We start from the raw sequence: 15,675 nt of genomic DNA on the forward strand, positions 1-15,675 counted from the left end.
AAAGGATGGTCAGGCACCTTGATTATTGGGCTCGACCAATATCTGAATAAAACAAAAGACACGAATATATAACCCGTTCACAGAAATTTATCAGTATTGAAAGGATTTCGTTACATAATTACTTTTTTATAGGACGTTCCGATAAATTATTTTTCATTTTTATTACAGGTAATATTTGTTTCATGATGGGTGATGGCATTACCATTATTTTCAATCCGCGGGCCGGGGGGAACAAGCAGCGTTTCCTGTCGGCGATTTTGCAACGTGCAGGGGTAAAGGCGGAATTGTTACAAACCACCCATCCCGGTCATGCCCGCGAGTTGGCACGGCGGGTGCGGGCCGGCCGCAGGCTGTATGTGGCCGGGGGCGACGGGTCGCTGAACGAAGCCCTGAACGGGTTGCTGGATGCGCAGATTGACGGGCACGAGGTGCCGCCCCTTGGGATCATTCCGCTTGGTACGGCCAATGTTTTGGCCGTCGAGGTCGGGCTGGGGGTAAATACCCGTGCTGTTGCCAGCTATATCCATGATCCGGTTTATGTCTGGGTGCGGCCGGGGCTGTTGAATGGCCGGGCGTTTTTTCTGATGGTGGGGATTGGGGCAGATGCCGACACGGTTGCCAATGTATCGCTAAGGTTGAAACGCCTGATTGGCAAGGGGGCCTATGTGCTTGAAGGTTTGCGCAACATTGCGTTTCCCCGTCATCGCGATTTCGAGGTGCATATTGGTCGCGATCAGTACCGTGTTGCCGGGGTTGTCGCCACCCATGCCAGCCACTATGGGGGTAAATTCATCATTTCGCCCGATGCGTCGCTAACCGAAAATAAGCTTGATGTGGTGATGATGCCCGCCAGCGGCAGCCTGGCAACGGCGCGCTATGGCCTGGCCCTGACGATGAACCGTCTGTTTCGCCAGTCCGATGTCAGTGTGGTGCGGACCGAACGCTTGACGATTACCAGCCATTGCGGCCCTGCCCCGGTGCAAATTGACGGCGAAAATGCCGGTGCCCTGCCCTGTGAAATCAGTTTGTCACCCTATCCGGTTCGGCTGCTGGTTCCGCGCGCCTATTTTAATGCCACCAGCCAGAAAGACGGGCAGATGGGGGCATCTTCCCAGCCACTGCAAATCGCCAGTCAGTGACGCCGATAAGCCCTGATCTGACGGTGTTCCCGCCTATGCCGGGTGCTTTGGCATGTTTCGGGTGATGCCGCAGGAAAAAATGGCGCCTTAATACTAAAGTAATTGCCTAACTATTTTTCTCGTGATAGTTAGGCATATGCTTAACCAAAAATCAGACCTTAATCGCCTGTTTGGTGCCCTTTCGGACCCCGCCCGTCGCACGATGGTTGAACGGCTTAGCCGTGGTCCGGCACCGGTGAGCGAGCTTGCCAGCCTGTTGCCGATGTCATTGCCATCGGTCATGCAGCATCTGGGTGTGCTTGAAAATGCCGGTATCGTCCGATCTGAAAAGGTCGGCAGGGTGCGAACCTGTTCGATCGCACCCGAGGCCTTCAGTGCTGCGGAACACTGGATCAATGCGCGCCGGACCCAGTGGGAACAGCGCCTGGATCGCCTGGGTACCTATCTTGCCAGCCAGTCAGAGGAGCCTGACGATGCCCCATGATCATGCCGGTTTAACGCTGCATATGCACCCGCTGGCATCCTATTGCTGGAAGGTGCTGATCGCGCTTTACGATGCCGATATAGCCTTTGAGGCTGTGCAGCTGGACGGGTTACCAAAAAACGACAGCGCCTTTACCGATTTATGGCCGCTGGCGAAAATGCCGCTGTTACAGCATGGCGCCAATGTGGTGCCGGAAACCTCGATCATTATCGAATATTTGCAACTGCATTTTCCCGGCAAGCTGCGCTTGATCCCGAAAAATCCTGATCAGGCCCTCGAGGTGCGGCTGTGGGACCGCTTTTTTGATCTTTATGTGCATACGCCGATGCAAAAATTTGTATCCGACGTGCTGCACCCCGAACAATCGCGCGATCCTGCCGGTGTCAGCGAGGCGGGCGAAACCCTTGAAACCGCCTATGCCATGCTGGAAAAACGGATGGAAACGCGGCGCTGGATGGCGGGGGATGTCTTTTCCATGGCTGATTGCGCGGCCTTTCCGCCGCTTTTTTACGCCGATGCCATCAAATCCTACCGTGCAACGCACCCGGCCCTTGCCGCCTATTTTGAACGCCTGTTGCAACGCCCGGCTATTGCACGTGTAATCGATGAGGCCCGGCCCTGGATGGCCTATTTCCCCTTTGTTGACGGGCTTGAACCCCGTTTTCGCCCCTTTGCCGATGTCCCCCCCAACAAGGAATGATGTTATGACCGATAGCAAACATGATAACGGCGATTTCATTGATGCCCATGCTGCCGCCCGGGCGCGTATTCCTGAGGGGGTAAAACGGTCTGTCGTGCATGCGACCTTTAGCCTGGAACGCACCTATGATGCCTCAGTCGCGCTGGTGTGGAAGGCATTGACCCTCCCCGAAGCAAAGGCGCAATGGTTTGGTGCGCCCCCCGAAGAACTTGAAGTTCTGGAAAGTAATATGGATGTGCGCCCGGGTGGGCGTGAAAGGCTGAAGGGCCGCTGGGTCAGCAATGTTGTTTCAACCTTTGATGCCACATATTACGACGTCATCGAAAATGAACGTCTGGTCTATTGTTATGAAATGCATCTTGATGACCACAAAATATCAGTTTCCATCGCGACCCTTCAATTACAGGCTATTGGCAAGAAAACCCGCCTGATGCTGACCGAACAGGGTGCCTTCCTTGATGGTTATGACGATGCTGGTTCGCGCGAACATGGCACCAACGAACTGTTTGACAAACTTGGTACTGTTTTAAGCCAGTAACTCCGGATTTTCGCGGAACGTGCGCGATGATGCGTGCGGCCTTTGTCGCGAATGGTAGATCGAAAGATATTCCGGCTTGATGCCATATGGACAAACCCAAATAAATACGGGCGCTAAGCAAGCGAATACTTGCATCTTGCAAACGAAGACCGGAACAAGCTGATCCCGGTCTTCGTTTTTCATGGGGACAAAGTCTTTAAGGCAGTCTCAAGGCTGTTAACCGGCCCGGACTTTGGCAATGAAGCTGTCTACTTCGCGCCGCAGGTTTTCTGCCGATGTTGAAAGTTCGCGTGCGCTTGACAGAACCTGTTCGGCCGCCGCCCCGCCTTCATTGGCGGCTTCGCTGACCTGGGTAATCGCACTGGAGACTTCCTGTGTCCCGGCGGAGGCCTGGGCGACATTTTGCGCGATTTCCTGGGTGGCGGTGTTTTGTTCCTCCACGGCCGACGAAATGGACGAGGCCGTTTCGCGGGTGCGCGAAATCACTTCGGAAATATCGCGAATGGCATCCACAGTGGTGTGTGTCACTTCCTGCACCTCGGCAATATGACTGGTGATGCTTTCGGTGGCTTTTGCCGTTTGGGTGGCAAGGTTTTTGACCTCTGATGCAACAACGGCAAAGCCTTTGCCCGCTTCACCTGCGCGCGCCGCCTCGATGGTGGCGTTTAGGGCCAGAAGGTTGGTTTGGGCGGCGATGTCCTGGATCAGATTTACGACCTCGCCAATTTTTTGTACCGATTCGACCAGCCCCTCGGCCGTGCGCTGGGTTTCGGCCCCTTTTTCCACCGCGATTTGTGTGACATCGGATGAATGAACAACCTGTTCGCCAATCTGGCGCACGGATGCGGCCAGTTCTTCGCAGGCGGTGGCAACGGTTTCAACATTGCTGCTGGCCTGTGTGGCGGCAGCAGAAACCGTACTGGATTGCGTGTTGGTTTCGTTGAGCGAACTGGTCAGGGTTTGGGCGGCTGTTTCCAGTTCGGTCGCGGTCGAGGCGACAATCGTCACGATGGCACCAACTGTTTGGTCAAACTGGTTGGCAAGGTCATTCATGGCCCGTTTTTTGTCTTCAAGGGCTTTTTGTTCGGCGCGTTCGGCGGCCTCTTCCATTTCCCGGTTGCGGATCATATTGGTCTTGAAAACTTCCATCGCACTGGAAATTTCGCCAATTTCATCGCTACGGTCCGTCCCATAGACCTCGACATCAAGCTTGTTGTTTGCCAGCGCGTTCAAGGCGCCGACGATCTTGCGGATCGGTTGAATAATGCCGTATCGCGCGATGACAAATCCCAACCCGATACCGAGGGCAAGACCAACAATCGCGACAATGATCATGACAGTAATGCCGTTGGTAAAGGTGTTGTCGGCGGCCGCAACAGCGTTTGACAATCTGTCCTGGGCATAACTGACATAGGTGCGAATGCTGTTATTAAGGTCCCTTGCCTCCTCGCGGTTGTCGCGGGCCTGTGCCAGAAGGCTGCTGGCAAGTGTTTGCCGGTCGGTATTGCCATCGCGGGCGTTGGCGATGGCCAGAAGCTCGTTAATGCTGTGTTCATAAATGTCGTAACGGTGTTTTACATCCTCCAGCAGTTCAAGCCGCCTTGGACCTGCCGTTTTTGATGTTTCCACGATTATGGCTTCAAACTCGGCGGTTTCGCTGGCGATGGTCTTGTTAAGATCCGCAATTGTTTCAGGCGAGGGATCTGCGGCAATCCGAAATTTGGCACGATTTAACGAAGTGATCAATCTGGTCAGGCGCAAGCCGTCCAGGGCCTCGTTTGCCGCAGTCTCCTGGATTTTGGAAGACTGATTCATGGTGTTTAAGCCGTGATAGCCGTTCACGGACACGGCGATAATCGCGATCGCCAGTACGGCTATGATGGCAAAGATCTTGGTTGCAATACCAAATTTTCCCAGTTGCATGTCTCGTCTCCCGATTTGGAGAAAAATGTCACCGGCTTGTGCCAGTCGTTTATATTTTAGTTAAGCAGGGTGGTTCCTTTTCAGGGTGTATAGATGCACTATACATTCAGCCATAAATTGAGGGCGCAGAAAAGAAAAAAACGATCCGGCGATATTGCCGGATCGTTTTGCAACCAAATGAAATGTTGTATCAGAAGCCCACCCCGTGACCGGGGTGGGGATGTCTGGTTTCAGGCTGTGGAATGCAGGAAGTGCCGGTGCTTTTCGTAATGATTGAGCACATCGGCAATAACCTGTTCCCTGTTATAGCCGTAAATGTCGTAATCCTGTCCGCCATCGAGCAGGAAGACTTCCGCACGGTAATATTTGCCGGATTTTTGCGGTGATTTGAATTCAGGGAACGCAAATTCCGGCATGGTATAGCTGCGCAGGCGCACGCCATAGACAAAATCCTGAACATCACCATGCGAGATTTCCAGCTTTACTTCGGTTTCAGTGTGGGTCACATCAACCTGAAGCTCTGTCTCCCGTAGCTCGACCGCGACGCTTTCCAGGGCCGGAATGGCGACTTCCGCCATGAAAACCTTGCATTTTTCAAGCTTCGGATAGCTGACAATGGTTTGCAGACGTTTGCGCCACGGTACATGGGCCCCATGAACCGATGTGACAGGCGCAAGTCCCATACTGTTCTTTTTGATTTTTTCTAGACGCAGTCCCTTTAGCAATCCGTAACACACAAACAGCATGACGGCCGAAAAGGGCAGGGCTGCTGTCAGAGAGGCGGTTTGCAGAGCGTTTAATCCCCCCATAACAAGCAGCACCGCGGCGACAACGCCTTCGGTAAGCGCCCAGAATATCCGCTGCCAGACCGGCGGATCTTCCTGGCCGCCCGATGTGATAATATCAATCACGAGCGAGCCGGAGTCCGATGAGGTGACAAAGAAGGTAATCACCAGAACAGTCGCGATCAGCGAGGACACACTTGCAAACGGGAAGTATTCAAGGAATTTGAACAGGGCTGTCGAGATTTTGTCGTCGACGGCTGCGGAAATCTGCCCGGCAGCGGATCCCATGTCCAGCCACATGGCGGCATTGCCAAAGAAGGTCAGCCAGATAAAGGTGAAACCAACCGGGACAAACAGGACGCCGATGACAAATTCACGAATGGTGCGACCGCGTGAGACGCGGGCAATGAACATGCCGACAAAGGGCGACCAGGCAATCCACCAGGCCCAGTAAAACAGGGTCCAGCCGCCAATCCAGTCATTGGGTTCATAGGCAAACAGGTTAAAGGTCTTGTTGACCACTTCGCTCAGGTACAGGCCAACATTCTGAACCAGGGTTTGCAGCAGATAAACCGTCGGTCCGACCAGCAGCACAAACAGCAGCAGGGCAAGTGCCAGAAACAGGTTCAGTTCCGAAAGACGTTTAATGCCGCTGTCAAGTCCGGCCACCACCGACAGGGTGGCACAACCGGTAATGACGGCGATCAGAATAAGCTGGGAAATTTCCGATTCCGGAATGCCGAACAGATAATTCAGCCCGGAATTAACCTGTAACACGCCAAGCCCCAGTGAGGTTGCCACACCAAACATGGTGCCAAGCACGGCAAAAATATCGACGGCATGACCAATCGGCCCGCGAATGCGTTCGCCAATCAGCGGATAAAGAGCGGACCGGATGGTGAGTGGCAGGTTGTGGCGGAAACTGAAATAGGCCAGCGACATGCCAATCACGGCGTAAATGGCCCAGGCATGAATCCCCCAGTGAAAGAATGTCGTGGACATCGCCTCGCGGGCGGCATCCATCGTGCCACCGGGCCCGACGGGCGGGTTGTCATAATGCAGGATTGGTTCGGCCACACCGTAAAACATCAGGCCGATCCCCATACCGGCACTAAAGAGCATGGCAAACCATGAAGTGTAGCTGTAATCGGGCTCGGAATCATCCGGTCCCAGTTTGATTTCCCCATAAGAGCTAAAGGCAAGTCCCAACGAAAAAATCAGGAAAACAGCCACGCTTAGCATGTAAAACCAGCCAAAATTGCCGGTCAGCCAGCCCTGAACAGTGTCAAAGGTATTCTTGGCTGTTTCCGGCAGGGCGATGGTAAACAGAACCAGCAGAAAAATAAGAATTGCAGAGCCAAAAAACACTGGCGGAGATAGCTGTGACTTCGGTTTGTCCGCCACCTCGTTTTCTGAAGTTGACATAAAATTTGCTCCAGATAGTCGGTTTCCTCAATTAACCCCGATCGGGGCCACATGTGTCTTGTCGAATTGGAAATGCCCCAAATGGACAGATGAATTGGTCCTGTCCGCCGCAATCATTTCATAGTCGTGCGTGATTTTCAAATCGCGCAAAGATGGAAATAATCATGGCTGAACGCTCCCCTTTTAAGTCAACGCGCCAAAAGTGTGGATTGTTCCATGCGTTGGTATGTGTCGTTATATGTCCGGGCGCGACTTAAGGAGGGAGGCTGTTCGTTTGCGAAAACTTTTGCTGAAAATTGCCGGTAGGAATGGCCATCTGCCATGACCGGGACATAGCAGCAAGGCGCAATCATGGCGTTTATACGGGTTGTGAAAAGACGATAAGGCTGTTTTTTCGCGATATTGCGAATCGGAAATGGCATTTTTGCGATGGGATTTTCCGACAAGTTACTATTATTATTTAAGTTTTTTATTTGAGCGTATTTAATTCAAATGTTGTTTTGTTGAAGGTCTGCAGATAGCATCAAATATAAATCATAAGTTTCGCTGTCGCATTTTTTATTATACTTTTGGGTGGGTTTGCGCGGCGAGCATGAATGGGTTTCAAATCGGGGGTATTCTGGTCTGACACCACGAGTTTCGGTACAGGCCAGTCAGCGACAGATTGTCATAAGCGACAGCATATCAGGTCTTTGGCAGGTTCTTGCGCTTGAAAAGCATCCCTATTGATGTTGAGCGTTACGATGACAAAACCGAAGTTACATCGCATTTCTTTTCGCTTACCGGCGATTTTGGTCGGTCTGATTGCTGCTGCCAGCCTTGCAATCGTCGCTATTTTGTCTTTCCGCTTTTACGAAGCACGGATATTCGAGATCGCCGAGCATCTGTCGGCAATGAACAATGCCAAGAAGCTGGCCCTTGATAATTATCTGGGCACGATCACCGAAGATTTGGATATACAGACCAAAAATCCAACAGTCTTTGCGGCGCTTGGCGACTTTAAAGCCGGTTGGGAAAAGCTGGGCGGGAATGCAGGCGAGACCCTGCAAAAACTTTATATTGCCGATAATCCCAACCCGCTTGGCGAAAAGCACCGCTTGGATGATGCCGGTGATGGCTCCGACTGGAGCGCCATGCACCGAATTTATCACCGCTATTTTCGGACCTTCCTGGAAGATCGGGGCTATTACGATGTTTTTCTGTTTTTGCCTTCCGGTGACTTGGTCTACACGGTTTTCAAGGAACAGGATTTTGCCACGAATGTGGTAAACGGCAAATGGCGTGATACCGGTTTGGGCGAGATTTTCAGGGCTTCGCTTGAGAAATCACATCTTGGCAAGCCGGTTTTCATCGATTTTCAGCCCTATGAACCCAGTTACGGTGCGCCAGCCAGCTTTATTGCCGAGGCCGTGTTGGACCCGCAGGGAAAAGTTGCCGGTGTTATTGCGTTTCAAATGCCTGTTAATCGCATTAATCGCATCATGCAGATGTCGGAGGGGATGGGAGAAAGTGGTGAAAGCTACCTTGTTGGCAAGGATCACCTTATGCGTACCGATTCACGCTTTTTGCCTGATTCAACAATCCTTCGCCAAACCGTGACAGGAGATACGGTGGATCTCGCCCTGGCGGGCAAAACCGGTACGAAGCATATTACTGATTATCGTGGTGTGCCGGTTATTTCCAGTTTTGCACCTTTTGGCTTTTTGGGGACCCAGTGGGCGCTGATCAGTGAAATGGACCAGGCCGAGGCCCTGGCACCAGTGAAAACAGCAATATTGTGGGCGGCGGTTATAACGCTGTTGATTCTTGTTGTGGCGGCGATTATCGCGCTGTTTTTTGTCAAGTCAATCACCCGGCCGATCAATCGTATTGTGGGAGGGCTGACAGAACTTGCCGAGGGCAACCTGGATATTCAGGTATATGGCGTGGGCCGCCGTGATGAAATTGGTGACATTGCCAATTGCATGGATGTGTTTAAACAGAACATGCAGCGTACCCGCGAAATGGAACGCCAGGCCGCAGAGGCAGAACAACAGGCCCGTGAAAACAAACGCTGCGAGATGGAAGCGCTGGCCAATGACTTTGAAAGCAGTGTCGGGGCCATCGTCAGGCTGGTGTCAACATCGGCCAGTGATCTTGAAGTGACGGCTAAAAACCTGACGGTTTCGCTGGATCAAACCAACAGTCAGGCCAGTGCCGTTGCTGCTGCGGCGGATGAAGCCAGTCGCAATGTCGAAAACGTTGCCGCCGCGTGCGAGGAGATGCAGCGCTCTGTCAAACAGATCGGGGATCAGGCCGGGCGTTCATCGGCACTGGCGACCAATGTGGTCAGCAATGCCAACAATACCCGCATCGCCGCAGAAGGCTTGGAGAGTGCCGTTTTGCGGATCGGCGAAATGGTTGACATGATCGAGGAAATTGCCTCGCAAACCAATCTGTTGGCCTTGAACGCCACCATTGAGGCCGCACGGGCTGGTGACGCAGGCAAAGGTTTTGCCGTTGTGGCATCGGAGGTTAAAAATCTTGCCAGTCAAACCGCGCGTGTGATTACCGAAATTACCGCGCAGATTGCCGAGATTCAGACCGTGACCCAAACAACGGTGGGATCGATCCGGGATATTTCCGGTATTCTTGACGAAAGCCTGCAATCGGCGGAAACCATTTCGGCAACGGTGTCCCAGCAGGACGCTGCCACAAGTGAAATTGCGCAAAACATGTCGGAAGCAGCCCAGGGCACCAATGAGGTGTCCGGGGCGATCACCCGTGTCAGCGAGGCGGCAATACGGGGCGGGGCGGCAGCGGCCCAAGTACTTTCAAGTGCAAGTGACCTGTCACGCTCGGCCGTGTCGTTGCAAAATAAAATGGAGGTCTTTTTGCGTCAGATTCGCGCAAACTGATCGATAGTTCCTGTGCAAATTAAAAAACGCCCCGCAAACATTTCGTTTGCGGGGCGTTTGACTTTTAACGGCGCATAATCTGGCCGTCCGTAATATGGTTATTGTCCGGCCACTGTCATGCCATCAATACGCAGTGTCGGGGCGTTGGTGCCATATTTAAAGGTCAAATCATTGGCCGGGGTGACGGCTTTGAACATTTCCTTCAGGTTGCCCGCAACCGTGATTTCGGATACCGGATAGGCCAGTTCGCCATTTTCAATCCAATAGCCGGATGCCCCGCGCGAATAATCACCCGTAATGCCATTCACGCTGCTGCCGATCATTTCCGTAATATACAGGCCCTGTTTGACATCGCCGATCAGGTCTTTGGGCGAAAGGGTACCGGGTTCCATATATAGGTTGGTGGTCGATGGCCCCGGCAGGCTGCCCGCCCCGCGCGATGCGTTGCCGGTGGATTTCAAACCAAGTTGGCGGGCGGATCGCAAATCAAGGATCCATCCCTTGAGAACACCATTCTCGACAAGGTTGCGCTTGCTGTTGGCGACACCCTCGGCATCAAACGGTTTGGAACGCAAGCCGCGTTTGCGGTGTGGATTATCTACAATGGTAATGCCAGGGCTGAAAATTTCCTTTTCCATCATATCGATCAGGAAACTCGTACCCCGGGCAATGCCAGACCCGTTAATGGCCCCCGCCAGATGCCCGACGATCGAGGCCGAGACCCGCGGGTCCATGATAATCGGTACCTGTGTGCTTTTGACCTTGCGCGGGTTGAGGCGACGCAGGGTCTTTTCGGCGGCCATGCGGCCAATGTCGGCAGGGTCGCGCAGGTCGGTTGAGAAAACCGCACTGTCATAATCATAATCGCGTTCCATTGCCGTGCCGGTCCCGGCCAGGACCGATACCGAAATATGGCTGCCGCTGCCGGCATAGCTGTTGGCAAAGCCGTTGGTGGCCGCCAGGGTAATCTGGTGGCGGCCCCAACCGGCGTCCGACCCTTCGGAATTGGTGATACCCTCAACCGAGCGGGCGGTTTCCTCGCAGGCGCTGGCCCAGGCGATCAGTTTGTCCTGGTCCACTTCGCCCGGTTCGCACAGTTCCAGCCCGTCAATATCGAATGTTTCGGCCAGTTCGGATGGGTCGGCAATGCCGCAAAAAGGGTCTTCCGGCGCGTTTTTCGCCATTGCGACACAGCGTTCCACCAGTTCATCAAGCGCGGCATCACTGGTATCGGATGATGAAACGACCGCCTGCTTTTTGCCAATCAGCACCCGCAGGCCCAGATCGGCCCCTTCGGATCGTTCCAGTTTTTCAAGCTTGCCCAATCGTTGCGACACCGAAAGCGAGGTGCCTTCGACGTAAACGGCATCGGCGTCGTCTGCTCCGGCTTTTTGGGCACGGCTCAGCAGGTCATTGATGCGATCAAGCGTCATGTCAGTTTTGGGCATGGATATTCCTTTTCACACAAAGTGTCTTCCCACCGTTATAGGTAGCCAAAGGCCATTGCGCAAAGGGGAACCGCCCATTTTACCGGTTTCACGGCAAATTTATCGGTCTTCTGGCGGTAAAAACAATTTTTCGGGGGAAAAATGAAAGGCACTATTCTGGAAAATGCCGGACGGGCGAAATTCTATCACGCGCCCTTTGTTCATGCCGTGATCGACGATGCCCTGGACCCGGCCCTGTTTGCGCAATTAAAGGCCAGCCGCCCAACAATGGCAGGACAAATGGCGTATGCGCAGTCAAAGGGAAATAATCGCATTCCGGTTTCAGCCCGTCTGTTTCGCGATCTGGATTTTTATCCGCCGTGCTGGCGTGCATTTGCCGCCCGTCATGCGCGGGCGGATATTTATTTTGCCATTCGCGCCCTGTTTGGCGATCTGTGGCCGGGCGATCAGCCCGTCCTTCAGGCCGGGCACACCCGGTTTGGTTTGCTCGAAGCCGACAGTTTTGAAAATCATGATGTTTTATGCGATGCAAGGCTGGAATTGATCAGCCCCTCGCGCGTGGCGGGCAGCCATCGCCGCGCCCATCTTGATGCGCCAAACCGCCTGTTTTCAGCATTGCTGTATTTTCGCAGTGATGATGACGATACCAAGGGCGGCGGCCTTGATTTGTTTGCCTGGAAAAACGGCCCGGTGCCCAACGCCAAAACCGCGTTCGAGGTGCATGACGCGGCGGTTGAACGGGTGCTGACAGTGCCCTATCATGCAAACCGTCTGGTGATTTTCCCCAATAGCATCAATGCCCTGCACGGAGCCGAGCCACGAGACGCCAGCACTCACGAACGGGCCTATATGTTTATTACCGCTGAAATGGAACAAGACTGGTTTTAAGGTGCTGGCCAAAATCAACACATCCGCCGCCCGGCAGAACTGCACTGGATTTAGTCCTTGAACCGGGCGACGGAATTTGGCGGACGGAATTGGTTTAGGCCGCCTTTTCAACAGGTATCCAGATTTCAACCCCACCGTTACCGGTTTCGGGGTCAAATTCCCGGCCATAGCATTCAAATTCGGGGGCAGAGAGGGGCCTTAGGTTTGATTTGGGTAAATAATCGTTCCAGATGGTAAAGGTTGTGGCGCGAATACCTGAAATATGCCCGCGATGGGTGAAAACGGCGTAGGTTTGCGGGGCAATGTCGATCACGGATAATTCCGGGTCGGTGATTTCGGCCGTCGCGGAAATGGCAACACCGCAAATATAATCAAAATAAACGGCTTTGTCGTTCTGCGCCGATGTGGGGGTGTCGTTTGTGATGTTGCTGCAAACACCATAGGTTTCATACCCGCTTTGCCCATCTATGTTGCCAATCCAGGGAATGAATTGCTGCCATTGCGCGGGGATGGCGGTGCTGCTTTCCACACTATAGCGGCGTTTTAGGCCGGCGATGCGCAAATGGTCGCGTTTTTCAAGGCGCGGTTCTTCAATTTTCACAATCATATGGTCCGACATGCGTAAACACTCCTGCAAAACAAGGGAATCAAGATGTCCACGACGACGAAGATCGTCCGGCGTTATCGCGAAATGGTCCCGAAAGGCACGGCTGAAGGCCTCGTGCGAGGTATAACCGGCTTCAAGGGCAATGTTTAGAATGTTTCGCCTGGCAAAATCCGGATGCACCAGTTTTTGCGCTGCGCGCGATAATTTGCGTGCCCGTGCATAACGCATCACCGACATGCCCGTGGCAATCGCAAAGGCCCGCATCAGATGCCGCGACGAGATGCTGCATTTTTCGGCCAGTTCGGTTAAATCCGGGCTGGTTTCGGCATCGGCCTCAATATGCGTTTCAATCAGCCAAACGGCCTTTTCTGCCGGTGTCATGCAACCTCCGTTGTGGATACATGTGTGCTATAGCCCTTGCCACGCCGCCAGATTTGATAAAAAGCGACCTTTATCCCGCTTTCGCCAGTCTTTTTTAACTTTGCCCTGTAATAGTCCTGCCCAAGGTCTGAAAAAATTATCCCCGATGGAGAGCACAATGTCCAAATTTGCCCCCCTGTTTGTTTTGTGTGCATTGGCAGGAGGCATTGTTACGAACGGGTCTGTCTGGGCGGCGGACACACTAAAAGGTGAAGGTGTAAAATCGCCAACTGAAAAACCTGTAACCGGGCCGGTGACAGATGCCGATCTTTACCATGAAATGCGCCTTCAGGCCGGGCAATATGCCGCGCAAAACCGGCATCAAATTCTGGTGGGGGATTTCACCTGTGACGGGCAGACCGACCGTATCGCAGGATGGGTGGACCGTGATCATCCCGACGGACCGTTTTTTGATGTCCTGTTTGTCACCCGCGAGGGCGGCAAGTTGGGTTCGGAACTAAAGCATATCCCCTTTGCCCAGGATAAACAGTTTGCCCTGTGTGTGGCCGATGATACCGCCCCGCCGCCCATGAGCTGGCAACAGGTGGAGCCCGACTATGTGCGCGATGTTGTGGGAAATGCCGATTTGTGCACCACGGCGGTGCGGATCGAGGATTTCATGTGTGATGCCCCGCAATTTTACTGGAACAAAACAGCGGATAAAAACGGCGATCACTGGGTTTTTTATCGTAACTGACAAAAACGGGCCGTTTGCAGGAAACGGCCCGTGAGTGTTTTACTTCCAGATTTTGCGACCGCTGCCGGGCAGGCCGTAGCGGTCCCATTTTTCATCAACACGATCAATGATGTCATCGGGCATATACAGCTTTTCGCCCCATTCGCGATGCGTTTCCGGCGGCAGCTTGTTGGTGGCATCCAGGCCGAGTTTCCCACCCAGTCCGCTTTCGGGGGATGCGAAATCCAGGTAGTCAATCGGGGTGTCGGTGACGGTGGTAATGTCGCGCACCGGGTCCATGCGGGTGGAAATGGCCCACATCACGTCTTTCCAGTCGCGCACATTGATGTCGTCATCAACCACGATCACGAATTTCGTATACATGAATTGCCGCAGGAAGGACCAAACCCCCATCATCACGCGCTTGGCATGGCCGGGATAGGCCTTTTTCATCGACACAACGGCAATCCGGTAGCTGCATCCTTCCGGTGGCAGCCAGAAATCGACAATTTCGGTAAATTGCTGCTGCAACAGGGGCACAAACACATCGTTCAGGGCCTCGCCCAAAACCGATGGTTCATCTGGCGGGCGGCCGGTGAAGGTTGAAAGATAAATCGGCTTTTTGCGCATGGTAATGGCGCTAATGGTGAAAACCGGGAAGTTTTCGACCGAATTATAATATCCGGTATGGTCGCCATAAGGGCCTTCGGGGGCATATTCGTCCAGCGAGACATGCCCTTCGAGCACGATTTCAGCGGTGGCCGGAACCTTGAGCGGGATGGTTTTGCATTCCACCAGTTCCACCTTTTCCCCGCGCAACAGTCCGGCAAACTGATATTCCGACAGGGTATCGGGCACGGGGGTAACGGCGGCCAGAATGGTGCCAGGGTCCGCGCCCAAAACAACCGCACAGGGCAGGGGCTCCTGTTTGCTGTTTTTCCAGCGGGCATGGTGCTGTGCGCCGCCACGATGCTTGAGCCAGCGCATAATTGCTTTGTCCCTGCCCAGCATCTGCATGCGGTAAATGCCCAGATTGAACACATCGCGCTTGTCACCGCCCTTCTCGCCCACACTGGGGCCCTGTGTGACTACCAGCGGCCAGGTAATCAGCGGGGCGGGTTCGCCGGGCCAGCATCCCTGAATGGGCAGTTTGCCAAGGTCAATATCATCGCCGGTTAGCACAACTTCCTGACAGGGGGCCTTGGAAACCGTTTTGGGCTTCATCGCCATTACGGTTTTTGCCAGCGGCAGCATCGAAAAGGCTTCTTTCAGGCTTCCCGGTGGTTCGGGTTGCTTCAGGAAGGCCAGGGTTTCGCCCACTTCGCGCAGTTCTTCGGGCTTGCGGTTCATGCCCGCTGCCACCCGTTCCACCGTGCCAAACAGGTTGACCAGAACCGGCATGTCATATTTGCGGCCATCCTCGCCCACAACATTTTCAAAAATAACCGCCGGTCCCCCCTCGGCCAGAAGGCGGGTCTGGATTTCGGTCATTTCGAGATGGGGCGAAACCGGTTCGCTGACACGAACAAGCTGGCCTTTTTTTTCAAGGTCGGCAATGAAATCGCGCAAAGACTGATAGGGCATGGCACCGCAATCTTGTGGGGCGGGCGGCGAAAGCAGGGCCCGCATGGGACAACATGGTCACAGGTGGTAATACGATGCGCGGGACTTGTCCAGTATGTGGCGTGTTTGCCCGGGCATATAAAAATTCCCGTGCAAAACCGGTTTGCACGGGAATGGTTTTG

General features: G+C 53.7%; 12 protein-coding genes. 7 read left to right on the forward strand and 5 right to left on the reverse strand.

Annotated features, from left to right (window positions below):
- Positions 1-182 precede the first annotated feature (182 nt).
- From TH25_RS07115 to TH25_RS07130, 4 genes are all read left to right on the forward strand, one after another.
- On the forward strand, positions 183-1,139 hold the full coding sequence (locus TH25_RS07115; RefSeq protein ID WP_114087723.1) for a diacylglycerol/lipid kinase family protein: 957 nt from the start codon (positions 183-185) through the stop codon (positions 1,137-1,139).
- A 136-nt stretch (positions 1,140-1,275) separates the two neighbouring features.
- Positions 1,276-1,623: an ArsR/SmtB family transcription factor gene (locus TH25_RS07120; protein ID WP_114087724.1), complete on the forward strand. Its 348-nt coding sequence runs from the start codon at positions 1,276-1,278 to the stop codon at positions 1,621-1,623.
- Positions 1,613-2,323, forward strand: coding sequence for a glutathione S-transferase family protein (locus TH25_RS07125; RefSeq protein WP_114087725.1), 711 nt, complete (start codon positions 1,613-1,615; stop codon positions 2,321-2,323). Before TH25_RS07120 ends, TH25_RS07125 begins: the two co-directional genes overlap by 11 nt.
- Positions 2,324-2,327: 4 nt before the next feature.
- Positions 2,328-2,861 carry an SRPBCC family protein gene (locus TH25_RS07130; RefSeq protein WP_220151359.1) on the forward strand — a complete coding sequence of 178 codons (534 nt, stop codon included), beginning with the start codon at positions 2,328-2,330 and terminating at the stop codon, positions 2,859-2,861.
- A gap of 216 nt (positions 2,862-3,077) precedes the next feature.
- On the opposite strand, the gene TH25_RS07135 is transcribed toward TH25_RS07130, so the two are convergent.
- Together TH25_RS07135 and TH25_RS07140 are read right to left on the reverse strand one after the other, a co-directional pair.
- Complete coding sequence (locus tag TH25_RS07135; RefSeq protein WP_114087727.1) at positions 3,078-4,784, reverse strand: methyl-accepting chemotaxis protein; 1,707 nt, start codon at positions 4,782-4,784, stop codon at positions 3,078-3,080.
- A gap of 230 nt (positions 4,785-5,014) precedes the next feature.
- The gene (locus tag TH25_RS07140) at positions 5,015-6,994 is read right to left on the reverse strand and encodes a BCCT family transporter (RefSeq protein ID WP_114087728.1); all 1,980 of its coding nucleotides are present in this window, start codon (positions 6,992-6,994) and stop codon (positions 5,015-5,017) included.
- Positions 6,995-7,737: 743 nt separating this feature from the next.
- On the opposite strand from TH25_RS07140, the gene TH25_RS07145 reads away from it, so the two are divergent.
- Positions 7,738-9,891, forward strand: a complete 2,154-nt coding sequence (locus TH25_RS07145) for a methyl-accepting chemotaxis protein (RefSeq protein WP_181847448.1) — start codon at positions 7,738-7,740, stop codon at positions 9,889-9,891.
- 98 nt (positions 9,892-9,989) lie between these two features.
- On the opposite strand, the gene TH25_RS07150 is transcribed toward TH25_RS07145, so the two are convergent.
- Entirely contained in the window at positions 9,990-11,339 is a 1,350-nt protein-coding gene (locus TH25_RS07150; protein ID WP_114087730.1) for a TldD/PmbA family protein, read from the reverse strand.
- 141 nt (positions 11,340-11,480) lie between these two features.
- Between TH25_RS07150 and TH25_RS07155 the strand changes: the two genes are divergently transcribed.
- Positions 11,481-12,227 (forward strand): 2OG-Fe(II) oxygenase, encoded by a 747-nt coding sequence (locus tag TH25_RS07155; RefSeq protein ID WP_114087731.1) that lies wholly within the window; start codon positions 11,481-11,483, stop codon positions 12,225-12,227.
- Positions 12,228-12,321: 94 nt separating this feature from the next.
- On the opposite strand, the gene TH25_RS07160 is transcribed toward TH25_RS07155, so the two are convergent.
- The gene (locus TH25_RS07160; RefSeq protein ID WP_114087732.1) at positions 12,322-13,215 is read right to left on the reverse strand and encodes an AraC family transcriptional regulator; all 894 of its coding nucleotides are present in this window, start codon (positions 13,213-13,215) and stop codon (positions 12,322-12,324) included.
- A gap of 157 nt (positions 13,216-13,372) precedes the next feature.
- Between TH25_RS07160 and TH25_RS07165 the strand changes: the two genes are divergently transcribed.
- On the forward strand, positions 13,373-13,951 hold the full coding sequence (locus TH25_RS07165) for a hypothetical protein (protein ID WP_114087733.1): 579 nt from the start codon (positions 13,373-13,375) through the stop codon (positions 13,949-13,951).
- Between the two features lie 39 nt (positions 13,952-13,990).
- Here TH25_RS07165 and TH25_RS07170 read toward each other — a convergent pair whose 3' ends face one another.
- Entirely contained in the window at positions 13,991-15,514 is a 1,524-nt protein-coding gene (locus TH25_RS07170; protein WP_114087734.1) for a UbiD family decarboxylase, read from the reverse strand.
- Positions 15,515-15,675: the final 161 nt, after the last annotated feature.

It is taken from the genome of Thalassospira profundimaris (genome assembly GCF_003326755.1).
Taxonomy (GTDB): domain Bacteria; phylum Pseudomonadota; class Alphaproteobacteria; order Rhodospirillales; family Thalassospiraceae; genus Thalassospira; species Thalassospira profundimaris_B.